Consider the following 23,573-nt stretch of genomic DNA (forward strand, 5'->3'; position numbering starts at 1 on the left):
AGTAGTTTATCTGTTTATGATGGGTTGGCCTGACATTTTTTGACTGACTTTTGAGGTCCGTTTCGATGGGTAAGGGGATGATTCAGGCTATGCTTAGGCAAACTCTTTGCGAATCTGGAGTTTTAAAAGCTACTTTAGATTTTTATCTACTGCTTGATCGCTCCTATCCCCGGTTGAGAATTGAGAGACTTTTATCTAGTCCATATCTCTGGCGAAAGTTCCGATCCCCTTTTCTGTTATAATACTACAAAACTATTGTTAGGATGCTAAGGCTTTCCTCTATCCCTGGATAGAAATTCTGTTGGCTCTCCACTGGGGTTTTCAGCCCAGAGTATCAAGAGTTTGAGATGAAGGGGGGATAATCCCGAAAGCGTTGTAGGGCCAGTTGTAGGGCCAGTTGTAGAGCGGGAGAAACTGCGCGATCGCCGGATTCAGATGCACCAAAAATTGATCCGGAGTTGCAGATAGTCATTTCACCTGAATAAAAACTCACTTCAATTCGTCATCATCGTGAATTATTTATCTACCCCTAATAGATGACCCCAGGCGCGGTAAGCGCTTAGCTATGCCGTAGGCTGATCGCCACTCAATCCACTTCCCCAATTTTTTAATTTTTTGCTGAATACACTCTTCCTTTTTACCAATTCCCGGAGGAATTTATGATGTTAAAATCTCGCGCTTATTCCCTTCGATTGCTCGGGTTTTTAAACATTAAAAGAGCGGTATGAGGCAATCCGGCGTCTAGCTTGTGCACGCTTTTCATTAGTATCAGAGGCTTCCGGTTCCGGTTCAGGAGCATCATTCCAAACCGGGGTCAGCGGATCCCGCTGAACCGCAGCAAATCCTTGACGGACAGCCATGACAATTTGGGGCCTTAATTTTTGGGCCTGATGTTGTTGAAATTGCCAGCCGCGATCGCTTGTCGCATACAAAGCCGGGAGTCGATTCAGAGCATAAGCCACAACCTGAGCTAAAACTCGCTCAGGCTTGAGAGACCCTAGCATTTTCGGCGGGAGTTGTCGCAACTGCCGTTGTGATTCTTCAACCACAAGGGGTTCAAGGGCATTCCGGTACAGGGGGCTATGATTCGATGGTACGTTGGTCATGAATGATTCTCCAAACCGAGCAAGGTTAAATAATCTTTTCCCTTAACGGGGACTGATTTACACGGCACTTGTGGAGATCATAACGTACCCTTTTTCTATAGGAGACCTTCCAAAGTATGGTTTCTTTTAATAAAAAAAAATATTTCCGCCCTGGACTCGGTGAACCCTCCGATCTCTGGCTCATCCCCCAGTGATCCGCCGAACCACTGGAGAACTGGAGAGGAGGTTGCGAAAATCACCCTCCCAGGGGAGAGAGGCATCTTTGACCCTCTCCCTTCTAACCTTAGACTGAGCCGCGTTTATGAGGTCGCCGTGGGTAGTCGCTTGCGAAGGGAAGCCACTCGTTTATTGGCGGTTTTATTGTTCGGGTCGAGTTCTTGGGCTTTTTCGTAGGCTTCTAATGCCTGAGCGGTTAATCCTTTGCGATCCAAAGCAAATGCGAGATTATTCCAGGCGGTGACATATTCAGGATTCAACTTTAAGGCATCTTTATATTGCCGAATCCCTAAGTCGTACTGCTCCAATGCCGCATAGCTATAGCCTAACGCATTATAGATGAGCGCTTTACTTTCCTCATCAATCGGGGCTTTAGATTTTAAAGCCTTTTGGAACTGAACAAGGGCTTGGGTATAGAGTTGCTTATCCAAGTAAATACTGCCGAGTTCATAATATTGTTCTGCGGTTCCTTTGTCTTTGGAAAGGGTCTGTTGCAACCGAGAAAGGTTCAGTTCGATCTGGCGAGTTCTGAGGACTTGGCGCACCACTGCCCAAGCTGCAACTCCGAGTAATCCCAGCAAAATCGAGAGGTAAAGAAGGGGAAGAGAGGTATCCATGCCGTTTTAAATTGACTGATTCAACTGCCCTAGAATTGTAAACTACCCGACACCGACCGCTATAGCGGTACGATGCGGGCTTTTGGTAGCCCTCAAGACAACATCTTGTAAAGAACAAGACATGACCTCGGAGCCTCTGGGATTGTTTACAATAACCCCCAAAGTAGCGATATTATTCGCTCCATTCTCATCAGCATCGCCGACCCATCCACACTTTAGGTTTAGGCACTCAAATTTCTTACCTTGTCGGTTGCCAATTACTTTGCAGCAATGACAAGTTTTCGAGGTGTAGCGAGGGTCTACTATCCGGACATCTACGCCAAATTTCACCCCTTTGTAGGTCAAGAATTGACGCAACTGATAGAATGCCCAACTATTAGACCGTCGTCGCTCCGTCTTAGAGCGTGGCAATTCATTCGTGCGTTCTCTGATGCCCGTCAAGTCTTCAAGTGCAATCGCCTGGTTTGAGGCTTTAGCGGTACGGGTGAGTCGATAGCTGATGGTATGGTTCAGCCATGTTTGGAATCTTCGTTCACGTCCACTTAACCGTTGCAAGACCGGGCGGCATCGACGCCGCGTTGACCTTGTGCCTTTAGACGCTTTGTGTTGCAACGAAGCCCTTACACGGCTGTATCTGTCTCTAGTCTGCGTGATTTGTTGGCCACTGAATTTTTCTCCCTTGGATGTGCAGACCAGATCTGTGCGGCCAAGATCGATTCCCAACACATCATCCGTATCGGGGATAGCTGGTGGTTCAGACTCTAGCTGAATGTTTAGATAAAATCTGCCATCATTGCGCTTTACCAGGGTTGCCGATTTGGGTGTTTGCCCTTCTAGTAAGCGCTTCTGGTAATTACCGATGTGGAGATTGAATTTCTCCCGACCTTTGAGCATGGTCAAGCTAGCCATCCAATCCGTTTCCTTAAAAGTGAAGGTGCGAACGTCGTAGGTAGCAGAAGTTGGAGCAAAGCCTTTAACGGGTCTACCTTTTTGTTTTGCAACCTTCCGATTCGCACAAACGCGCCGGATAGCGTGAATGGTCATCTGGGCAGACAAACCAGAATGCGCTCTAGCTTCCTTGTAAATTAAAGACTGGACAGCCTTCTGATTGGTCAGTTTCTCAGGGGTGTTATCATTCACGAACTTACAGCAACTGGCAAAAGCAGCAAGTACCGCATCAAGTTTTTCTACCTGCTGTGGTGTAACCGTCAATTTACAAGAGACCGTAAGTACCTGACTCATTTTTCAATGGGTGAACTTTATCAATGTATATAACTATATACTATTTGCAGATTGTGGGGTATCGAACCCCACAATTTGCCCAGCATTCCTCCCGACGCTCAATCAAAGATTAGAGCGCGGGACTCCTGCTGGTTTAGTTGATTATCTTGAGTGCTCAGGGAGGAGGTATTGACCCTCACTCCAGGGGAGAGCAGGGGTGACTTCTACCACGGGTAAACCCCAGTATTCTGCCCGTTCTTGTAACCAGCCTTCTTGATGCCACTGGGCGATCGCCTGATTGACTCGGGAGTGCAGTTGGGCATATTGCAATCCTTTCGGCATCACCACCGCCAGGGGTTGAGTAGACAACTGGAATGGCAGCAGTCTGTATTGGGGATATTGCTGCACCCATCCGGTCAAAATACTGGCATCCGCAGCGAAGGCACGGGCGGAACCCGATTCGAGTAGCCGTTGTGCCTCTTGGTAAGAGTCTACGGGGACTAACTGGGATTGGGGAAGTCGAAATTCCAACAGGGGAATGGTACTGGAGGCATTGAGGACGGCGACTGCTTGACCCGCTAGGTCCGAAAGTTGACGGATTGAGGGGTCTCGGGTGATAATTTGGGCCCCATCTAGGTAGTAGGCTGGGCTGAAATAAACCACCCGCGATCGCGATGGCGTTGCCGTCACTCGGGCGATCGCCAGATCTACTTCACCGGACATCACCACCGCAAGGCGATCGCGATTTTCCACCGGGACCAGTTCCACCGCCTCGGGACTCCCCAGCAACTCCTCGGCTAATCGTCGCGCAATATCAATTTCAAAGCCTTGCAGACTGCCGCTACCCTCTTTAAATCCCATTGGGCGGACATTATCCTTCACCGCCACAATCAGTTGACCCCGTTGCTGAATTTCGGCGAATTCCGCCGCATTCCCAACTTGGCCCCAGGGCCAAAGGCAAAAGGCAACAACAAGCAAAAAACCCTTGATCCTTTTGCCCTCTGGCTGCATCATCATTTATGATTTGGCTTGAGCGGCCAGTTCTACAACTTTGGCAAAACTAGCGGGGTCTAAAATTGCCATTTGAGAGAGCATCTTGCGGTTGAGCTGAATATTGGCTTTCTTGAGATTGCCAATCAATTGACTGTAGCTCATGCCATGCATCCGAGAGGCGGCGTTAATCCGGGCGATCCACAGACGGCGAAAATCACGCTTGCGATTGCGGCGATCGCGATAGGAATTCCGCAGGGCTTTCATCACCTGCTGATTGGCTGTCCGGAACAGTTTCGAGTGCGAACCCCGAAATCCCTTGGCCATTTTCAGTATCTTTTTGCGGCGGTTGCGAGCAACATTCCCGCGTTTTACCCGTGTCATGGTTACTTTCCTTTATTTGTACAAATCTGAACAATCAATCCATTCCCTCGATTGGAGAGGGGTTTTACCCCCGCTACCGGACTAGGAAGCCAGAGATGATCCGACCTTTCGAGGGGTGTGAAGCTATCTGACTTCTGTCGCCACAAATCGAGCTTCTAGCTTTTTACAAATACGGCATCATTAAATGCACGTTTTTTTCATCCTGCTCACTGACAAGGGCGCTCTTGGACAAACGATTTCTGCGAGCAGCCGATTTGTGTTCGAGGAGGTGGCTTTTGTAGGCTTTCCGACGCTTGATCTTACCACTGCCTGTGGCTTTAAAGCGCTTGGCAGCAGCCTTTCTGGTTTTCAGTTTAGGCATGGACTTCCATTAATTCGGCACAATCAATTAATATATCACACCCCTGACTTCTAGACAAGGAAATACCAGGAACTGGCGATCGGCCGTTAAACTTCCCTAGGGTCCCTGCTCACCCTTGGCTTGTTGCTACCGTATTTCTGCCTCACCCAGATGCTTGGTCCGTTGGATTGAGCCTAATCAACTCAAACACCCGTCCCATTTTGAGAATCCGCCCAAATGTAAAGGCGATTCGCTTGCTCGCCCTTACATTTGTAGATTCTCCAAATCTGCGTAAGTCCTGCTCCTACCTGTGGGAACCCCTATCCGGCTACTGCCTTTTCCGCTGGACTACCCAGATAATAAAGAAAAGTGCCAATCCAACCAGCACAACTGCCGCAACTGGACCTAAAAACTTCTCAACCAGCCCATAATTCTGCCCCAATACAAAGCCCGCATAAGTGAGCAAAAGATTCCAGCAGAGTGACCCAATTAACGAGTACCCTAAAAATTCAATAAAAGGCATCTTTTGCAAACCCGCTGGAACCGAAATAAAGGTACGAATTCCCGGAATTAGTCGTCCAAACAAAACAACTAATGACCCATATTTTCTAAACCACTCTTGAGATTTATTAATATCTTCACTGTTCAATTTTAGCCATTTTCCATATTGGTCTATCCATTGTTTTAATCGATTCTCCCCCAGCTTTCTGCTCACATAATACCAAGGTAAGGCCCCGAGAAGAGAGCCGACCGTTCCCGCAACTACTACCCCCCAAAAGACGAGTTTACCTTGGGTAACAGTAAATCCAGCCAAGGGCATAATAAGTTCCGAAGGAATTGGCGGAATAATATTCTCTAGGAACATCAACAAAGCGATGCCCCAATAGTTAAAAGCGGTAATTGTGTTCGTAATCCAATCCAGCATAATCAAAAAAATAATAAACTTAAAACAGTACCCCCGAAATTTCTGCCCCAGAGAGCATCAATGCTTAATGTTGTACCTCAAATCAAAGGAATCCTTGAGGTACTATAGGCCAGGGGTAGGGCATGATTTATTTAATTGTAGCGGCTGTTTATAGCGATCGCCTCGCTGGTCTGGTTCAAGTTTTGCCCTGGCCCGAGTGGAACACCCAATATAGGCTAAAAACGGGGTTTGTTTTTCCAAGGATCTCATTTAGAGTAGCCCAAGTCGGATTTCAACCCATTTCCCCCTTTAACTGCTTATTTATGTCTAAAGAAATACCCAAAATTATGTCTGTAGATAGATGTAGCCGCCAGTTTGATGACCCACCTCAAATCTAACCTGCGACGTATGGAACATTTCAGCAGGAGTAGGTTATATTACGAGTAGTTCAATAAGTCAGCCTAATTCAGTTGGGGGTTTGCATAACCCCGTGTAATGTGTGGGATAAATTGTGCTAATCCTATCCAACAACTGAAGCGGGGGAACCCACTCAGGGGCTTATTTTCTCAAGGGAGAAAAGGGATATCTCTCAATCCTTGCCCATCAGCTAACCCCGTCGGCCTTGAGACGAGACTGAAAGATCGGTAAACTTTATTCATTTGCGCGATCTCATTAGTGTCCTTAGACGAGTAATTTGTTCGGTTTGCCTGAACCTCATGGGATTAACCCCATCGAGCCATTCAGCAAGCTAACAAGGCATGAGGTGAAGATCAAAGTTATGCTAAACCTAAACCAAAATCGGATTGCTTTAATTTCTGTTACTGGCGACCCCGCCGCAGAAATCGGTAAGGAAGAGGCCGGAGGCCAAAACGTTTACGTTCTCCAAGTCGGCTTGGCCCTTGCCAAACTCGGATGGAAGGTGGATATGTTTACCCGCCGAAACCATCCCGAACAAGCGGCAATTGTGAATCACCATCCCGATTGTCGAACTATCCGCCTAAGTGCAGGACCCGCTAGGTTTATTGGTCGAGATAAAATATTTGGATACCTGCCTGAGTTTGTGAAAGCGTTCCAGGAATTTCAAGACAGAGAAGGTATTCAATATTCCCTGATTCATAGCCATTACTGGTTATCCTCCTGGGTGGGAATGGAACTATCCAAGCATCAACCCCTGCGACTGGTGCATACCTATCATTCCCTGGGTGCGGTTAAGTATCAATCTGTCACGGATAAACCGGCGATCGCCTCTACCCGACTGGCAACGGAAAAAGCCTGTTTGGAAACAGCCGATCGCATCATTGCCACCAGTCCTCAAGAACAACAGCACATGAGGAAACTGGTCTCAACCAAGGGTGAAATCGAAGTGATTCCCTGTGGGACGGATATCAACCGATTTGGCAGTGTCTCTCGGACGGAAGCAAGAGCAGAATTAGGGATTAAACCCGATGCGAAAGTGGTGCTTTATGTGGGTCGGTTTGATCGCCGTAAAGGAATCGAGACTCTGGTGCGTGCCGTGGGACAGTCTAGCTTATTAGAGAGCGATCGTGACAAATTGCAACTGATTATCGGAGGCGGTTATCGTCCCGGACAAAGTGATGGTATCGAACGCGATCGCATTCACGGCATCGTCAAAGACCTGGGAATTGATGACATTACCACCTTCCCCGGACAGTTAGGCAAAACGAATCTGCATCTGTACTATGCTGCCGCCGATGTCTGCGTCGTCCCCAGTCATTATGAACCTTTTGGATTAGTGGCGATCGAAGCAATGGCAAGTCGGACCCCCGTGGTTGCCAGCGATGTGGGTGGATTAAAATTCACCGTCGTCCCGGAAATCACCGGACTCTTGGCCCCTCCCAAAGATGAACGGGCCTTTGCAGTGGCGATCGACCGGATCCTCAGCAATCCCGAATGGCGCGATGAACTCGGAGGTTCCGGTTGCCTGCGAGTAGAATTAGCCTTTAGCTGGGAGAGTGTCGCCAACCGACTCGCGCTGGTTTATAACCAACTCCTGTCGGAACCTGTTGTTCCGATGACTTCCCCAGTTCTCGCCGCTTAGAAAACTCAAGGAACAAGAAACCGGGTTTCTGCCTAGATTTTGGCTTGGTTGCCACAGATTTGGGATAGAAACCCGGTTTCTGACTTTACGTGGGGGGCCAGAAACTGGCTTTCTTTCCTGCTGACTTCAAATGACCTGATGATTTTTCGGAAACAAACTAATCAAAGTGCGTAAAGCCCTGTTCACCGTTTCAGCATCAGGGAAATATTCCCGCACATCTGGATCGAGCATAATTGCTCCATCTTCCAGGGTAAAATATTGAACAATATCCTGGCGATCGGTTTGATGAATGGTGACCGTATGTCCTCGGCGATATGCCTCGTAATGCTTGCCGCGATCGCCCCCGGTAAAATCATATTCCGGAAGCATTTCATCATCCGTGGTATCTGGCTGGTCAAAATTAGGATTGTGCATAGATTTTCCTAAAAACTAATTCCGTGTTTTTTGAGGTTATTTTTCGGCTTTTTCTTCATGCCATTCAAACCTCAACTGCATATCATCGCCTCTTGGAGAATTGAGAAACCGGGTAATTGACGAAAATCTCGTTTAGGATACATAAATTATCGCAGAAACCCGGCTTCTTGGCTCTGGACCGGTTTCTTGTTTGGAGAGGTTAGAAACCGGGTTTCTTAATTTAAGTTTTGGCTAGGTGGCAGGAGTTATCGCAGAAACCCGGTTTCTTGTCCCTGGGGCGGTTTCTTGAGTCGCTGCAAATAGGTAAAGGGTAAAAAAAACAGGGCAAGAGGGCAAAGAGTAAAGAGCTACGGAGTCCCCGGGAGGAAGCAGGAGACTCGAAAACCGCTGCTGGAGGACCGGTGGTTCGCGCCGACCCATTTGAGACTACCGCAATGATGGTAATCACGGTGTTTATCCCAACAACCACCCCGCAGGATATGTCGTTTTTTGGCGTCTAATAAGGTGACTAATTGTTCAATATGTTTGGATATATCATTAATATCCCAACCTCGGCCATCAGTCGGCACTCCGTTATAGGTATCATGCAAAGGGTCAGCGCACCACTCCCAAACATTCCCGTGAATGTCATACAAGCCAAAAGCATTGGCCTGTTTAAAATATCCCACTGGGGTAGTTTGTCCGTTATTACTGCCATAATTAGCCAGGTCAGTTGTCAGGGTTTCGCCGATGTGAAAGGCTGTGGTAGTTCCGGCGCGTGCCGCATATTCCCATTCAGATTCACTGGGCAATCGGTAGGGTTTGCTTATTCTTTTAGAGAGGCGGGCACACCACTCGATCAAGTCATACCATGAAACTTGTTCAACGGGAAGATTTTCTCCTTTAAAATATGACGGATTGGGGTGGAGGTCCCTTTGTAGCTTTGGAAAACTGGCCACCTGTCGCCATTGGGCTTGGGTCACAGGATATTTGCCCATCAGGAAAGGTTTAATGGTGAATTGATGCTGCGGATTTTCATCATTGTCTCCTTTAAAGAAATGCGAAGTCATTGTAAATCTGCCCCCTGGGATGAGTACCATTTCCAGGGTGATGCCATTGCCCAGGTCTTCGATGATTTGTTGGGCTTGCCCTTGAATGCGGCTGATTTCTTTGCCCTCGGCGTTGACTTTGACGATATCAAAGGTAAAGGTAACGCCCGGTTGGGGTGGGGTTTTGCCAATGCCTAATAACTTTAACCACTCAGCGACGGACTGGGGGCGTTTTGCCGCTTCTAATTCCAACCCTTTGAGAAGGGCGGCATTTTCCCAGTCAGCGATTTGCGGATTATGCTGTTTCGGTTCCGGTAAGGGGATTTTCAACTCATCCCGAAAATTAGCCGGTATCGGGCTTTTTTCCGTCCGCAAATTATATAGAGTAGCTGCCAAAGCATACACATCAGTATAGGGGCCGAATTCTCCTTGACGTTTATATTGCTCAATGGGAGCATAACACTCGGTTCTGGAGTTGGTCATGCTGCCGGTTTCACCGTATGCGAACTGTCTGGCTAACCCAAAATCAATTAACACAGCCTTGCCATCACTACGGCGCAACATTATATTGTGGGGTTTGATATCCCGGTGTAATAAATTCTGGCTATGCACATAACTCAGGGCGGAACCAATTTGCTCCATAATTTTCATGGCTTGGTCACATGACATGGGGCCATTGTCTTCTACGAGTTCCGCTAAGTTCTGCCCTTGGATATATTCCATGACCATGCCCATGAGTCCTAGAGATTCCACAACCTCGTAAACTTGGACAACATGAGGATGATGACAACTTGCCAGCCGCAATGCTTCGTTAACAAATTTAACTTGGAGGCTAGTAAATTCGGCGGTGGTTTTGTTGGTTTGCTGTCGCGTATTCAGGGTTTTGATGGCGACGATTTCGCCGCTTTTCTTTTTAGCAGTGTAGGTGCTGCCGAAGCCACCCCCACCGAGGATGCCGGTGATGGTGTATTTACCTTTGTCTAGTTGCTGGTTCGGTTGCCAGATGACGGGTTGCCAGTATTCGGTCATGGGAGTCAGAAACCGGGCTTCTTTAGATAAGCTTTGCCACATAGCCTAGAGTAACATAGAGAGATTAGAAACCGGGTTTCTTGATTCCAATACCTTCGCCAAAAAGGGAGGGCTAATGTAGATGTCACTTGTTGTTTACCACAACTACAAATGGCATCTACATTACCCCAAAGAAGACCCTGTTTTATGGAGTCAGATTTTCAAACGATTATCCAGTCTGGGTTGTATTCACCAACATTCCTCTGGGGCCAGTGACTATTCAATTGGCGAAGGGATTGCGGCTAAAAACCGGGTTTCTGAACTGTAGTAGGGAGCTAAAAACTGGGTTGGTGCCTCGAAAGAAAAAAAGACCAGCTAGAATTCTAGCTGGTCGGCATAAAAAATACCCTTTGCGTTGTCGTTTCTTTTCGAGGAAATCCTAACTGCGCGTTCCCAACCTTGCAGAAGGCGATTGATTGTTAAATCTGTTCCTCAAGGCGTATTGTAACAGAAGACACGATCGCATCCTTCCGTATTTTTCCCTATAAGTCAGTAAATTTTATTGAAGCTTCTGACTTCAATAATCAAACATTAAGTCGGAGGGGTAAAATGCTGAGGACAGCCCCAGAGAATGCGCTCATGCTTATAGATGACCATTCCGGGTTTTGCCCCCTTGGGTTTATAAACATTTTTCGGTTCCGTGTACACCACCGGGACTTGCTCACTCTGACGGGCGCGGCTATAGTAAGCGGTTAAATCCGCTGCAAATTGTAAATCCGGTTCATCAGCAACGGCCCCCGGGGGTACGCGCAACAACCCATGACTTCCAGCAATCTCCTGGGTGTGGAACCACAAGTCATAATCCGTCGCTACCCGAAAACTCAACACATCATTCTGGCGATTGTTCCGCCCGATTAGCAGTTCAAACCCACTGGGAGAGACAAAGCGATAAAACTCTGGGGTAGATTCTTGGGTTTGCCGCTTGTAGTCGGGGTCGCTGAGATATCCCTGCTGGATGAACTCTTCGCGAATTTCTGCCAATGCTTGTAAATCTGCGGGTTCGCGGTAGTCGTCGATTTGGGAAATGGCGACTTCGATCTGTTCTAAGTAGTCGATTTCTTGGCGAACTGCCGCGAGTAAGGGTTCGACTGCACCCCTTGCCCGTTTGAGTTTTTGGTGGCGTTTGTAGAGGGATTGGGCATTTTGGACGGCATTTTTTTCTAAATCCAGGGGAATGGTGACGGGTTTGCCGGTTTCAAAGTCGGGAAGCGCGATCGCCTTCATCCCCGGTTGCCACTCATGGAGGTTCGCCATCAATAAATCCGCTTTTGCTCGATATTCATCCGCTTCGGAAGATTCTTGCAAGCGGTTTTCAAATCCCTGTCCCTTGACTCGCAATTTATTCAGGAGATTGGAGAGTTTTTGACTCAGTTGATGGCGCAGTTGCTTAAAGTCAAACCGATTCAGTTCATCGGTATAGTACCGATTTAATAAGTCTTGGACTGACTTGAAATCCGGGGGTTCTGGATTGTGGTTCCAGTTGATGACTTGATATCCGGTTTCTGTCCAATGGGGATAGATTGCGGATAAATCGCCGGTTTGGCAGGTTTGAATAAAGTTTAGCCACTGTTGCCAGGAAGCAAATAGGCGGTTCCAATCGTCTGGAGTCAGACTGTGGGTGGATTGTTCAAAATCGAGTTTGGCAGAGGCGATCTCCGCTTTGACCAGATGGGAACTCAGACCCTGATAACTTTTGAGCATTTGCCGTCCCAAGGCATCGGGAATCAGGGCAATTCGTTCTTGCCAGCGAGATTGCGGTTCCGTCAGATTGGGGATCGGGTCCGTTAGGGAAGGAGGCAGGGCGTAGGGTGCGCCGGTGAGGATGGGGCGGATACTCGACTGCTTTTCGCTGACTTGGTGGGCGGCAGTCACGATTTGATTGTCCGCATTGGCGAGAATAGCGTTACTGCGTTTGCCCATGATTTCGATATATAAATGCCAGAGCACCGGGTCCCCCGGACGTTTGGCAAATTGGAGGTCCAGGGCGCGTTCCCAGGGGGAGACGGGGGCGATCGCCACAAATGCCAAACCCCCCAGTTGATGGCGCAATTGGTCACTAAAAGTAAAGGTATCCGGTTTACGCGGGGGAGGGTCACTCAGATGCAACCTTGCAGCGGTGGGATGCCAAGAAACCGCCAACCATCCGCGCCCGGTGAGGGTTCGCAGGGCTAAAAAAATGGTATGGCGATCGCGCTGATAAACCTGTTCGAGTCGCGCCGGTAACCAGGTGGTTCGCAACTCGCAATAGGAGGCGATCAGGGTAGTCAAGTCAACAGGTTGCATCGCTAATGGTCCAAAATACCCGTAAATTTACAATCCCAGTCATCAAATTCTTAAAAAGTACCCCAAAACTCTCAAAACTCCCTGAATTGCCTTGCGGAGTGCAGCGGATTGTCGAGTTTACCCAAATTTTGTAGATACTATGGAAATTAGAGCGCGATCGCGGTCAATCCAGGAGGAGTCTGAAATCGGTCACGATTCTAAGGGGCGATCGCAATTCGGCTACTTCCAGGGAGGGCGGCAGGGAATACTCATTCTGCCCCTATTCAGGGTATCATTCCCTGCACCTAAATTCCTGCCCCCTCTGTTGCCTCTTGGGGAGAACTCTTCTATCCCAGAAGCTGCAAAACCTGCCTGCTGAGGTTTCCAGCATTTTTAGTAAAAATCCTCCCCACAACAGGGGGACCGGAGGAGGTTCCCGGACCCGAACTTTCCTGAGATCTCATTTTTAGGGTTCAAACAGCTTTGAGAAGAAAACAAGTTTTACATCCCGAGGATGGTCCTAGTTATGGATATTCAACTGATTAATATCGGGTTTGGGAATATCATTTGTGCTCATCGAGTGATTGCCATTGTCAGTCCAGAATCTGCCCCTATCAAGCGCATTGTCACGGAGGCGCGGGAGGGAAATCGGCTGATTGATGCGACTTACGGCAGGCGGACAAGGGCGGTGATTATTATGGATTCGAGTCATGTGATTCTTTCCTCAATTCAGCCGGAGACGGTTGCGAATCGGTTCGTTTCCAGTAAAGATAGTTAAGCCAATCTAGGAAAAGCTTGACTGGGTTTTCCTAGGGGTCGGCGTTAAAGTTATCTAGCGTTCCGGTGGCCTCTTTTGGGAAGACGGGGCAATTTTGGGTCTAGGAAGGGATTATCTAAGTGATGCAGATGGGTCAATTAATTGTGTTTACGGGTCCGAGTGGGGTAGGGAAGGGAACGTTGCTGCGATCGCTGTTGGCACGTCACCCAGAACTGGAGTTGTCAATTTCGGTAACAACTCGTGCACCTCGCGAGGGAGAAATTGAGGGGCGGCATTATTATTTTGTAAACCGGGAGCAATTTCAAGGGTTAATTGCGACGGGTCAACTCTTGGAATGGGCAGAATTTGCGGGAAATTGTTATGGGACTCCCCGAACCCCGGTGGAAGAGATGATCGTCCAGGGGAAATTAGTGGTTTTGGAAATTGAGTTAGAAGGGGCGAGGCAAGTGCGCGAAACCTTTCCCGGGGCGTTGCAATTGTTTATTTTACCGCCCTCACCGGAGGAGTTGGAACGGCGGATTCGGGTGAGGGGTCAGGATTCTGAGGAGGCGATCGCCCGTCGTCTGCACCGGGCTCAAGTGGAAATTGCTGCGGCAGATGAGTTTGATATTGTGATTGTCAATGATGATTTTGACCGGGCATTAGAGGCGATCGAGATGGCCTTATTTGCCCCAGTTTCCTAAGTCTGATTAACTTCGACATCCGTTACACTCAATCTGCCTTAAACAAAAAGCGATCGCTTCTATCTCATCAAATAGAGGCGATCGCTTTTTGTTTAACATCAATCCAAACCAGTCGGACTTGATTCGTCTTTAGCAAACCTTAGAACGGAGGAACTAAGGCATCAGGATAGATTTTGTTAGCGACAATCAAGACAGTGGCGGTTAAGGACAGCCATACGATTAAAACAACTGGACCGAGCGATAGATACTTAACGAAAGAATCCATGAACGCTTCTCCTAAATTGAACAAGGGTTAATATTGAGATTTTAGATCTTAGCTGGGCTAAAATCTAAAATCACTTTCAACGGTGCTTTCCTAACGGGGTGAGACAGTAATCTCATTATTTTTGGCTGTTAATTTACCACTGGTAAATTCGCCTAAAGCGGCCAAGGGCCAAACGGCACTACCTAAAGAACATTTGATTGCCAAAGGAATGTCAATGATAATTTCTTTTTCTTCAGGACTGCCACTGCCACGAACTGCAATCAGGTAAGAACGGCCAGCCCAGCCGATCCATCCGGCAATATAGAGAAACAGCAAGCTAGGAATTCCAAACTCATTAACGTGGGCCAAGTTGCCATCCACAATCAAATGAGGATAGCCTTCAGGTCCGCACAGCAAGCTGGAATATTTATCAAAGCGAGCTTTTGCGCCTGGATTTTTAGCAATAGAATTCTTAGCCTTTTGAACGAATGCCGGATTATCACTGCAAGGAGTGAGGTTTTGGTACAAGTCAGCAGATGCAGCAGGGGCAAAGCTGAACCAAAGGCAAATCGTCAGAACCAACGCGAACAATCGTCCCATAGAATTGTTTCCTTTTGTTACGAAACATCAAGATTGTTAACAAAACCGGAGGCTGCTTTGTTACTCGATCTAGTTTATCCATCTGTGCGTTCTTTTGCTCAGTCTGTGGAAGAAAGAGGGTTGAAGTCATTCTCCCCCGGACAGAAGGGCGACACCGAGGATCAAACGCGATCGCGTAAGAGCAGGTGAGTTCTGGGAACTTCCAGAAAATCATACTCTGCTAAGACAACCTCGTAAAGATTAAGCTAGGCAATAGTTAACCTAATATTCCAAAAATTACCAGCCAATGGCAACCGTTTTAGCAATTGAAACAAGTTGTGACGAAACTGCGGTAGCAATTGTAAAGAATCGTGAAGTGAGCAGTAATGTGGTTTCGTCGCAAATTGCGGTGCATCAGCAGTATGGCGGCGTAGTTCCAGAAGTGGCCTCGCGATCGCATTTAGAAGTCATTGATGGGGCGATCGCCCAAGCTTTAGCGGAAGCCCAACTCAATTGGTCCGACATTGATGGCATCGCCGCCACCTGCACCCCGGGACTCGTCGGTGCTCTGTTAGTCGGCCTCACCGCTGGCAAAACCCTCGCCATGCTGCATCAAAAGCCCTTTCTAGGCATCCATCACCTGGAAGGACATCTCTATGCCTCCTACCTCACCGAACCTAGCCTTGAACCCCCGTTTATTTGCCTCTTAGTCTCTGGGGGTCACACCAGCTTGATTGATGTTCAAGCTGGGGGCGTTTATGAAACCTTGGGACAAACCCGGGATGATGCTGCCGGGGAAGCCTTTGATAAAGTAGCGCGATTGTTAAAGTTGGGGTATCCCGGAGGGCCAATCATCGATCGCCTTGCCAAATCCGGGAACCCCAAAGCCTTTAAACTCCCCGAGGGCAAAATTGGACTGCCGGAGGGGGGATATCATCCTTATGACACCAGTTTTAGTGGGTTAAAAACTGCCGTTCTGCGTTTAGTCGAAAAACTCAAAGCCACCGGGGAGGAACTGCCGGTGAATGATATTGCTGCTAGTTTTCAGGATACGGTGGCCAGAGCCTTAAGCAAACGGGCCATTGCCTGCGCCCGCGATCGCAGTCGGGATACCATCGTTGTCGGGGGTGGAGTGGCCGCCAATAGCGCCCTGCGGGAGCATCTGCTGGCTGATGCCGCCCCTTACAATCTGCGAGTGCTATTTCCGCCCTTGAAATACTGCACCGATAACGCCGCGATGATTGCCTGTGCTGCTGCCGATCGCCTCAACCGAGGCGATCGCAGTCCCCTGACCCTCGGCGCTCAATCCCGCATGGCCCTAACCGATGCCAATCAACTGTATTTAGGGAACTCCCAAAAATAAAATCCCCAAAACGTTCGTAGTGAGTCCTTCACCGAGTCATCTTAAAGAAACCCCTGAAGGGGTGACTACAAACCGCATGGCCCTAACTATGATTGCCGAGAATCTGGCGAATTTCCGTCGCCACCACCTCCGGTTGCTCCACCATCGATAAATGGCCGCAGTCGGGAATTTCAATCACATTCATGCCTTCCTGTTCAAAAAGGGCGTGAAAACTGGCCAAATGCCGAACATACTTCGGTTCCATCACCTTGTCCTTGGTTCCGGTGATGAAATAAACAGGCTGAGTGAGTTGGGAAACCAGTTGAGGAAGCTGGTGGACCTCGACTTCCGTCGTGGAATCGAGCAAGGCCCCGATCGCCGCTTCTGGGTGAGCCATGACAAAATCCAGAAGTCTTTGCCTTGCCCAATGGCGGGGGAGGGGACTGGCGACACTATCGCGAGTAAATAACCAATCAATGCCGGGAAGGTAGCACAGCCAACGGGGGCGCATTTTCACAAAGACCTGTCCAGCAGCTCGAAAGCGTTCAAATTCTTCTTTGATATAAATGCCGCCTCCGGAATTGACGCAGAGCGCCCCTTTCACCTTAGAGGGGAGTTGAGAAGCGCCCCATAGGGCGATACTGCCCCCGAGAGAGTGACCAATCAGCCATGCGGTGGAGATATTGAGTTTGTCCAGTAAGACTTCCAAATCTCGGGCATAGGCGCTAGGGGTGTAGCCTGCATGGAGCTGGGGGGTGGGGTGGGGATAGGGTTGAGAGTCGCCAAATCCGCGCAAGTCATAGGAGAGGCACTGGTAATCCACCGACAGGCGATCGATTAGGGGCTGCCAATAGCGGCGGCTGAGGAGCCAACCGTGGATAAAAACCAGAACATGGGGAGAGGGGCGAGGATCTGTGAGTTCATAAGCGTGAGGAACCCCCAGGATGTCAATCGTTTCCATGTTGTTATCAAGAGCGAAGAAATCGTCTGAATACAATCACTTAGGCGATCGCAGACCAGGGAGAAGCCAGCGATCGACACAGCCGGTCCAAGGGGACCACCAGAGTAGCGGGAGGAGAATAAAGCCTCCTTCTGTTCAAGAATCAAACCCTTGGGTTTTCAGGCTCAAGGTTGAGATGGGTTTGGGGATGGCGAGGGCCAAAGTAACGATTAAAAGCGCCTCCCGAGCAATCGCTGCCGCACGCCTTCAGCAATCTTTTGTCCGAGGTATTCGGGAATCAGACTTTCATTGGGTCCCAGTAAATACAGAATCAGACGGGTGCGGCCCCGCCAAACCAGTAAATTCGCATTGACGACCAGCAAATCCTCTTGCCAGATGGCGTACATCACTTTATAGAACAATCCCGGCTGGTTATCCGCTTCAATCAGAAGGGCGGGAAGATGGAAAACCGGATCGACATAGAACTCGGTTTCCACATCTTCTAAACCGGCATCCAGATTGAATTCGACCGCCAGCATCTCTTCCACTTCAAAGTGACCCGCCAGGGCTTCACGAACAGCCCGACAGACATTTTCTGCGGTCTTATCAGTGAGTGCTTTACCCCCCCGAGACACCACCAACTTGATAAAGACCAACATCGGTGGATAAATTTGGCCGTAAAGACTCAGACTGTGGATCGTGAGTCCGTAGGCAGCCAGAACCCCAAAAATGTCACTCAGCAAAAAAGATTGATTGCGGTAGGCAAAATGCAGAGCACTTTTGGTCCCTTCGGGCCTGAGTTCAATGACCGCTTGTTTAGTGCGGTAAAGCTGGTAGGCGAGCTTGAGGTTTTGGAGCTGAATTTCACTGCTGACAAATTGTTCGTAGAACTGCGGAAACGCTCGATTAAAGCGCTTGAGCAGGTCCATCGTGGATGATTTTAAACCCGGTGCCATATTGGGGTGTGGGAGAACTCGCTAGATCCTGTCAAAAACACAAAGGAAGACAGCAGCCCGGGGTCCTTTACGATAGAACAATGATTGGACGGCGAAAACTATTAAAGTTTCGTCGGGTTTAACCCTAGCTGGAACTATCATCCCCTGGGATCCGAGCCAATACACGACTCGCAACGATATGCTATTTTGCATCTCCCCAACCCAAGGAGGGCCTTTTGACAAGTTCAAGCCGAGGCTAATCTCACGGGGGACGGGTTGAGCCTCGGCTAATCTGGACAAAGGGGGTGCGTACAGGGTCTTGTCAGCTCCCGATCGCAATTGGGAGCCTAGCTCAAGACAGGGGTGCATCAACTGGGTTGAGGTAGATTGCTATATTAATCCTATGCCATCATGGGGGACACTCTTACGATCGCCACGGGGGATTGCGATTCTCAAAGGGCTTTTGCCTGAAACTTAGGGCCATTCATCCCGCTTACTCCTAGGGATTTCAGTCTAGCCATTTCCCTGATGGAAGGGTTAGCATCTTTAGGGCGATCGGCGTAAGTCGCGACTTGCCACTGTACAATCATAAACGGGTACGCCATTCCGTTGCACCGTCAGGCAGCAGTTTACCGTTTGTTCAACCTCGCGATCGCCCCAATTGGGTCGATCTCTTGGCATCATAAGCTTATCCTCGGTGGGGGATAGCGCTTGTCCACCCCGTTCTCCTAACCTAACCAAACCTTCATGGGTTTTTGGAAAAATTTATTTAGCGGTTCTGATACGTCTTCTGTGCCGATCGCGGCGCAAATCGATGGATATCAATCTGCCGGGACGAGCGATCGCCCCGGCACCAATCCTCGTGTCTATTTCAGTACAGATCGAGATATCGACCTTTATGAACTAGAAGAACTCTGTGATGCAGTCGGCTGGTCTCGTCGCCCCCTGCGTAAGGTTAAAAAAGCCATTCAATACAGTTTTCTCGTGGTTTCTATGTGGGAAATGCGCGGAAAAACCCGTCGCTTGATCGGCTTCTCCCGCGCCACCTCAGACCATGCTTTTAATGCCACCATCTGGGATGTCGTGGTTCATCCCGAATACCAAGGCAAAGGGTTCGGTAAGTCCCTGATGAATTACACCATCAAGCGTCTGCGAAGTGAAGATATCAGTAATATCACCTTGTTTGCGGACCCTCATGTAGTCGAGTTCTACCGCACCTTGGGATTTATGTCCGATCCCGAAGGCATTAAAGGAATGTTTTGGTATCCCAATCGTTAGAAAGTCCCCCCTAGGCCGCCGTTCGAGTATTTGATCCGTCGATGAACGCCCTAGATTTTCCGAATGGGAATTTTTGCCGATTCACCCGGAAAATATTCAGGATGAAAACGGGTTTCACCTCCTTTTGAGTCAGGGCAACAGGTATCCTCACTGGAAAGTGGAAAAGCTGTAGGGATTTGTACGATCGCTTTTACCGTTTGGTACTAGAATGCAACAGCTAGAGCGATCAAGATCTCTATATTTGGAGTGGATTAAGGTGATGGGTGAATTAGAAACTATCCGGGTTGGTATTGTTGGGGCATCAGGATATGGTGGCGTCCAACTCGTTCGACTGATTAGAGATCATCCCCAACTGGATTTAGTGTACTTAGGTGGGGATAGCAGTGCGGGTAAACCCTTTTCCGATCTGTATCCCCATCTTTCTCATGCCACTGACCTGATCATTGAGTCAGTGGATGTTGACACGATCGCCGATCGCTGTCAAGTGGTCTTTCTCTCCTTGCCCAATGGGTTAGCCTACCAAATGGCCCCCCGGTTACTGGAAAAAGGCTGCAAGGTTCTCGACCTCTCTGCCGATTATCGATTTAGTAATTTAGAAACCTATAAAAATTGGTACGGTGGCGATCGCGCGGATGCTGAAACCGCTGCGGTGGCTGTCTATGGCTTGCCGGAATTATATCGCGATCGCATCAAGGATGCCCAACTCGTCGGCTGTCCCGGTTGCTATCCCACCGCCAGCATTCTCGCCTTGGCCCCCCTGCTTAAACAAGGCATGATTGTCCCCAATAGCGCCATCATTGACGCTAAATCAGGCATTTCCGGTGCTGGACGCCAAGCGAAAACCAATCTCCTCCTCGCCGAAGCGGATAACTCCGTCTGTGCTTATGGGGTAGCGCGTCATCGCCACACCCCAGAAATCGAGTCTATTGGTAGCGATCTCGCCGGACAGGATATCCTCGTCCAGTTCACCCCCCACCTAATGCCGATGGTCCGGGGAATTCTCTCTACCGTCTATGCTACCTTGCGGGATCCCGGTCTCGTCCGGGAAGATTTGGTCACCATTTACACCGCATTTTATCGCAATAGTCCTTGGGTGCGGGTCCTCCCTGCGGGAGTCTTCCCTCAAACCAAGTGGGCGATGAACAGTAATATGTGTTACCTCGGGGTAGAAATTGACCAACGGACCGATCGCGCGATCGTGATTTCTGCCATTGATAACCTCCTCAAAGGTCAAGCGGGTCAAGCCATTCAATGTCTGAACATTATGATGGGTTGGGATGAAACTCTCGGATTGCCCGAACTCGGTTTTTATCCCTAGGAATTAAAGCAAAAGGGCTAATGGGATTCTTTCACCAAGACGCGCTATCTATAGCTGTTCCTGGACTCATGAAGTACAGATACACAACTTAAGCATTTTGGGAAGACAGACCCTATAATGTAGAGGCGATTCACGAATCGCCTCTACATTTTTAATCGAGTCCTCATCCCGATTAAAAATCCGATACTATTGCCAAGGTAACCCAATTGCCATGAACGAGAAAAAAGAATTGCATCCCAATTCTCTAAAAAATTTGACTTACCATGAGGGTCGTCCGCAAAAATGGGGAGAACAGAAGAAAACCCGCAAACTCACCGTCACAGAAACGGGTTGGGAAGGGGTAGTGGCGATCGCCCAAGAGCAAGGTCATAGTGTTAGCGAACTCTTAGAGATGCTAGGCCGAGGTCAACTGTCTTTGCAAGTCAAAGATATCCAGCAATAAAAGGCAATTTCAAAAAATAAACGGGAGTGACAAACCCCCGTTTCATGGCTCAATTTAAAACAATCAAACTGCTGGCGACACTACCAACAAAACCCTCGATTAAAAACCCAGGGGTTTGTTGTTTTAACGATTACTTAGAACCCTTTGGTCCTAATCCCACAGTTCCTGCATACACCGCCCGATCGCCTAACTCATCCTCAATCCGTAACAAACGGTTGTATTTCGCCACCCGTTCGCTACGACACAGAGAACCCGTTTTAATTTGACCCGCCCTTGTTGCCACTGCTAAATCCGCGATCGTGGTATCTTCCGTTTCCCCGGAACGGTGGGAAATCATGGACCGGAAACCATTGCGAGTTGCCATATCAATGGTTTCCAAAGTTTCCGTTAACGTGCCAATTTGATTAAGCTTAATCAAAATCGCATTTCCGGCCCCCATTTCGATTCCGCGTTTCAGGCGAGTGTGATTGGTTACAAACAAATCATCCCCGACTAATTGGACGCGATCGCCCAATTTATCGGTCAATAATTTCCAGTTTTCCCAATCATCCTCATGCAATCCATCCTCAATGGAAACAATCGGATATTCATCGACTAACTTCGCCAAATAATCGATTAACTCGCTGGGTTCATGAGCACTGCCCTCATAAACATATTTCCCATCTTTGTAGAACTCACTGGCAGCTACATCCATTGCCAGAGAAACTTCTTCCCCGGGTTTGTATCCAGCCTTTTTAATCGCCAACATCAAGATTTCTAAAGCCGCTTGATTCGACTCTAAATTAGGCGCAAACCCACCTTCATCGCCAACCCCAGTCAGCAATCCCTTCTCATCCAAAACACTGCTGAGAGAGGCAAATACTTCTGCACCCCAGCGCAGGGCTTCCTTAAACGAAGAGGCCCCGGAAGGGACAATCATAAACTCCTGAAAATCCACATTATTGGCCGCGTGAGCACCGCCATTAATCACATTCATCAAAGGTACCGGCAACAAATTCGCCAGAGGGCCGCCTAGATAGCGATAAAGGGGAATCTGGAGGGCATTTGCTCCTGCCTTAGCCGTTGCTAGGGAAACGCCGAGAATGGCATTCGCGCCCAAATTAGACTTATTGGGGGAACCATCTAACTTAATCATCGCATAGTCGATCGCCCCTTGATCCAGGGCATCCATTTCCGCCAAACTGGGGGCGATTTTATTTTCGACATTCTCAACCGCCTTCGCCACTCCTTTGCCACCGTAACGCTTCTTATCTCCATCCCGGAGTTCGTGGGCCTCAAAACTGCCCGTCGAAGCGCCACTGGGGACCTGGGCTAAACCCATTGCACCATTGGCTAAATAGACTTCCGCTTCCACCGTGGGACGTCCCCGAGAGTCGAGGATTTCCCGGGCGCGAATCACTTCAATTGCTGTGCTGTCAATTCCGTTCATGTTTCAGTCTTTCCTGAAATTTCAGATATCTTTGGGCTGAACCTCGGTGAGTTTTTGAGTGGGGCCTCACCGTCAAACCCGAAAAGCAAATCATTGCCTCAACGTTTTACGATACAGCCAACTTCGGGATTGAGGCGCAGATTTAATAAAGTTTCCGGATCCGGAACTGAGGCCCTCATCCCCTCTATCTAAATCAGCAAACCCTTACCCCCAGAGAATGCCAACTCGTTTCGGACCGTCACTCAAGCGCCCCTTACAATAAGAGAAAGTCAGGAAACTTGGAGAAAGCATGAGAATTTTACACACGATGTTGCGAGTCGGCAACCTGGAAAAATCCCTAGATTTTTACTGCAACGTTCTCAACATGAAGCTATTGCGGCAAAAAGACTATCCCGGGGGAAAATTCACCTTGGCATTCGTGGGGTATCGCGATGAATCGGAAGAAGCGGCGATCGAACTGACTTACAACTGGGATACGGACCATTATGATATTGGGACCGGGTATGGTCATATTGCCCTAGGCGTCGATGACATTTACGCCACCTGCGATCGCATTAAAGCCCAAGGCGGCAAAGTCACCCGGGAACCGGGTCCCATGAAACATGGTTCCACGGTGATCGCCTTCGTGGAAGACCCCAATGGTTATAAAATCGAACTGATTCAAACCAAAGCTGCCTAATCAACCCCTTCAGTTTCCGATGTTCGTAGTAACGACTGAAGTCGTTTCCGATGTTCGTAGTAACGACTGAAGTCGTTTCCGATGTTCGTAGTAATGACTTCAGTCGTTCTCTTCGTTCGTAGTAACGACTTCAGTCGTTTCCGATGTTCGTAGTTGCAACAACCGGCGGGGGTTAAAACCCCCGCCTCATAGCTAAAGTCGTCTAAAGACGACTGCAAGCCTGATACAGTGGTGTTTTCAGTCGGTTTCAACCGACTTGAGCTGTTAGGCGGGGGATTTAACCCCCGCCGGTTGTTGCAACTACTTTAGCTGTTAGG

At 48.8% G+C, this 23,573-nt stretch carries 26 protein-coding genes and 1 riboswitch; of the genes, 9 read left to right on the plus strand and 17 right to left on the minus strand.

From position 1 onward, the window contains the following. Window positions 1-334: 334 nt before the first annotated feature. From NG795_RS11975 to NG795_RS12010, 8 genes are all read right to left on the minus strand, one after another. Complete coding sequence (locus NG795_RS11975; protein ID WP_367288898.1) at window positions 335-472, minus strand: hypothetical protein; 138 nt, start codon at window positions 470-472, stop codon at window positions 335-337. Window positions 473-704: 232 nt separating this feature from the next. Beyond that, on the minus strand, window positions 705-1,106 hold the full coding sequence (locus NG795_RS11980; RefSeq protein WP_367288899.1) for a late competence development ComFB family protein: 402 nt from the start codon (window positions 1,104-1,106) through the stop codon (window positions 705-707). Window positions 1,107-1,405: 299 nt separating this feature from the next. After that, on the minus strand, window positions 1,406-1,939 hold the full coding sequence (locus tag NG795_RS11985) for a tetratricopeptide repeat protein (protein ID WP_367288900.1): 534 nt from the start codon (window positions 1,937-1,939) through the stop codon (window positions 1,406-1,408). 42 nt (window positions 1,940-1,981) lie between these two features. Next, window positions 1,982-3,181: an RNA-guided endonuclease InsQ/TnpB family protein gene (locus NG795_RS11990; RefSeq protein WP_367288901.1), complete on the minus strand. Its 1,200-nt coding sequence runs from the start codon at window positions 3,179-3,181 to the stop codon at window positions 1,982-1,984. A gap of 141 nt (window positions 3,182-3,322) precedes the next feature. Next, window positions 3,323-4,138, minus strand: coding sequence for a transporter substrate-binding domain-containing protein (locus NG795_RS11995; protein WP_367288902.1), 816 nt, complete (start codon window positions 4,136-4,138; stop codon window positions 3,323-3,325). 39 nt (window positions 4,139-4,177) lie between these two features. Further along, complete coding sequence (rplT, locus tag NG795_RS12000) at window positions 4,178-4,534, minus strand: 50S ribosomal protein L20 (RefSeq protein WP_261205022.1); 357 nt, start codon at window positions 4,532-4,534, stop codon at window positions 4,178-4,180. 163 nt (window positions 4,535-4,697) lie between these two features. Beyond that, window positions 4,698-4,895 carry a 50S ribosomal protein L35 gene (rpmI, locus tag NG795_RS12005; RefSeq protein WP_261198439.1) on the minus strand — a complete coding sequence of 66 codons (198 nt, stop codon included), beginning with the start codon at window positions 4,893-4,895 and terminating at the stop codon, window positions 4,698-4,700. Window positions 4,896-5,202: 307 nt separating this feature from the next. Then, window positions 5,203-5,799 carry a DedA family protein gene (locus NG795_RS12010; RefSeq protein ID WP_367288903.1) on the minus strand — a complete coding sequence of 199 codons (597 nt, stop codon included), beginning with the start codon at window positions 5,797-5,799 and terminating at the stop codon, window positions 5,203-5,205. 481 nt (window positions 5,800-6,280) lie between these two features. Further along, window positions 6,281-6,415, plus strand: a riboswitch (cyclic di-AMP (ydaO/yuaA leader). Window positions 6,416-6,556: 141 nt separating this feature from the next. On the opposite strand from NG795_RS12010, the gene NG795_RS12015 reads away from it, so the two are divergent. Beyond that, window positions 6,557-7,837 carry a glycosyltransferase family 4 protein gene (locus NG795_RS12015; RefSeq protein ID WP_367288904.1) on the plus strand — a complete coding sequence of 427 codons (1,281 nt, stop codon included), beginning with the start codon at window positions 6,557-6,559 and terminating at the stop codon, window positions 7,835-7,837. A gap of 126 nt (window positions 7,838-7,963) precedes the next feature. On the opposite strand, the gene NG795_RS12020 is transcribed toward NG795_RS12015, so the two are convergent. After that, a complete protein-coding gene (locus tag NG795_RS12020) occupies window positions 7,964-8,251 on the minus strand; it encodes a hypothetical protein (RefSeq protein ID WP_367288905.1) in 288 nt (95 codons plus the stop codon). A gap of 347 nt (window positions 8,252-8,598) precedes the next feature. Then, window positions 8,599-10,350, minus strand: coding sequence for an SUMF1/EgtB/PvdO family nonheme iron enzyme (locus tag NG795_RS12025; RefSeq protein WP_367288906.1), 1,752 nt, complete (start codon window positions 10,348-10,350; stop codon window positions 8,599-8,601). 79 nt (window positions 10,351-10,429) lie between these two features. Here NG795_RS12025 and NG795_RS12030 point away from each other — a divergent pair, with 79 nt between their 5' ends. Then, window positions 10,430-10,615, plus strand: a complete 186-nt coding sequence (locus tag NG795_RS12030) for a hypothetical protein (RefSeq protein WP_367288907.1) — start codon at window positions 10,430-10,432, stop codon at window positions 10,613-10,615. A 263-nt stretch (window positions 10,616-10,878) separates the two neighbouring features. Here NG795_RS12030 and NG795_RS12035 read toward each other — a convergent pair whose 3' ends face one another. Then, complete coding sequence (locus tag NG795_RS12035) at window positions 10,879-12,630, minus strand: Rqc2 family fibronectin-binding protein (protein ID WP_367288908.1); 1,752 nt, start codon at window positions 12,628-12,630, stop codon at window positions 10,879-10,881. A gap of 505 nt (window positions 12,631-13,135) precedes the next feature. Here NG795_RS12035 and remA point away from each other — a divergent pair. Beyond that, window positions 13,136-13,387 (plus strand): extracellular matrix/biofilm regulator RemA, encoded by a 252-nt coding sequence (gene remA, locus NG795_RS12040; protein WP_367288909.1) that lies wholly within the window; start codon window positions 13,136-13,138, stop codon window positions 13,385-13,387. Between the two features lie 122 nt (window positions 13,388-13,509). Then, window positions 13,510-14,070, plus strand: coding sequence for a guanylate kinase (gene gmk / locus NG795_RS12045; RefSeq protein WP_367288910.1), 561 nt, complete (start codon window positions 13,510-13,512; stop codon window positions 14,068-14,070). A 139-nt stretch (window positions 14,071-14,209) separates the two neighbouring features. Here the strand turns inward: gmk and NG795_RS12050 are convergent, their stop codons facing one another. Next, a complete protein-coding gene (locus NG795_RS12050; RefSeq protein WP_367288911.1) occupies window positions 14,210-14,335 on the minus strand; it encodes a Photosystem I reaction center subunit IX in 126 nt (41 codons plus the stop codon). Between the two features lie 90 nt (window positions 14,336-14,425). Then, on the minus strand, window positions 14,426-14,914 hold the full coding sequence (locus NG795_RS12055) for a Photosystem I reaction center subunit III (protein WP_367288912.1): 489 nt from the start codon (window positions 14,912-14,914) through the stop codon (window positions 14,426-14,428). 286 nt (window positions 14,915-15,200) lie between these two features. Between NG795_RS12055 and tsaD the strand changes: the two genes are divergently transcribed. After that, window positions 15,201-16,256, plus strand: a complete 1,056-nt coding sequence (gene tsaD, locus NG795_RS12060) for a tRNA (adenosine(37)-N6)-threonylcarbamoyltransferase complex transferase subunit TsaD (protein ID WP_367288913.1) — start codon at window positions 15,201-15,203, stop codon at window positions 16,254-16,256. 82 nt (window positions 16,257-16,338) lie between these two features. Here the strand turns inward: tsaD and NG795_RS12065 are convergent, their stop codons facing one another. The 3 genes from NG795_RS12065 to NG795_RS12075 all read right to left on the minus strand — a co-directional run bounded on the left by NG795_RS12065 (window position 16,339) and on the right by NG795_RS12075 (window position 18,794). Beyond that, window positions 16,339-17,196, minus strand: coding sequence for an alpha/beta fold hydrolase (locus tag NG795_RS12065; RefSeq protein ID WP_367288914.1), 858 nt, complete (start codon window positions 17,194-17,196; stop codon window positions 16,339-16,341). 209 nt (window positions 17,197-17,405) lie between these two features. Further along, window positions 17,406-18,131, minus strand: a complete 726-nt coding sequence (locus tag NG795_RS12070; RefSeq protein ID WP_261198450.1) for an ACT domain-containing protein — start codon at window positions 18,129-18,131, stop codon at window positions 17,406-17,408. Between the two features lie 525 nt (window positions 18,132-18,656). Further along, window positions 18,657-18,794, minus strand: a complete 138-nt coding sequence (locus NG795_RS12075) for a hypothetical protein (protein WP_367288915.1) — start codon at window positions 18,792-18,794, stop codon at window positions 18,657-18,659. 63 nt (window positions 18,795-18,857) lie between these two features. Here NG795_RS12075 and NG795_RS12080 point away from each other — a divergent pair, with 63 nt between their 5' ends. The 3 genes from NG795_RS12080 to NG795_RS12090 all read left to right on the plus strand — a co-directional run bounded on the left by NG795_RS12080 (window position 18,858) and on the right by NG795_RS12090 (window position 21,148). After that, a complete protein-coding gene (locus NG795_RS12080; RefSeq protein WP_367288916.1) occupies window positions 18,858-19,388 on the plus strand; it encodes a GNAT family N-acetyltransferase in 531 nt (176 codons plus the stop codon). 259 nt (window positions 19,389-19,647) lie between these two features. Continuing rightward, a complete protein-coding gene (argC, locus tag NG795_RS12085; protein WP_367289041.1) occupies window positions 19,648-20,706 on the plus strand; it encodes an N-acetyl-gamma-glutamyl-phosphate reductase in 1,059 nt (352 codons plus the stop codon). 211 nt (window positions 20,707-20,917) lie between these two features. Continuing rightward, complete coding sequence (locus tag NG795_RS12090; RefSeq protein WP_367288917.1) at window positions 20,918-21,148, plus strand: hypothetical protein; 231 nt, start codon at window positions 20,918-20,920, stop codon at window positions 21,146-21,148. Window positions 21,149-21,278: 130 nt separating this feature from the next. Here the strand turns inward: NG795_RS12090 and eno are convergent, their stop codons facing one another. Then, window positions 21,279-22,577, minus strand: a complete 1,299-nt coding sequence (gene eno, locus NG795_RS12095) for a phosphopyruvate hydratase (RefSeq protein WP_367288918.1) — start codon at window positions 22,575-22,577, stop codon at window positions 21,279-21,281. A gap of 289 nt (window positions 22,578-22,866) precedes the next feature. On the opposite strand from eno, the gene gloA reads away from it, so the two are divergent. Next, window positions 22,867-23,256 (plus strand): lactoylglutathione lyase, encoded by a 390-nt coding sequence (gloA, locus tag NG795_RS12100; protein WP_367288919.1) that lies wholly within the window; start codon window positions 22,867-22,869, stop codon window positions 23,254-23,256. The last annotated feature ends 317 nt before the right edge of the window (window positions 23,257-23,573 follow it).

Source organism: Laspinema palackyanum D2c (genome assembly GCF_025370875.1).
Lineage (GTDB): Bacteria > Cyanobacteriota > Cyanobacteriia > Cyanobacteriales > Laspinemataceae > Laspinema > Laspinema palackyanum.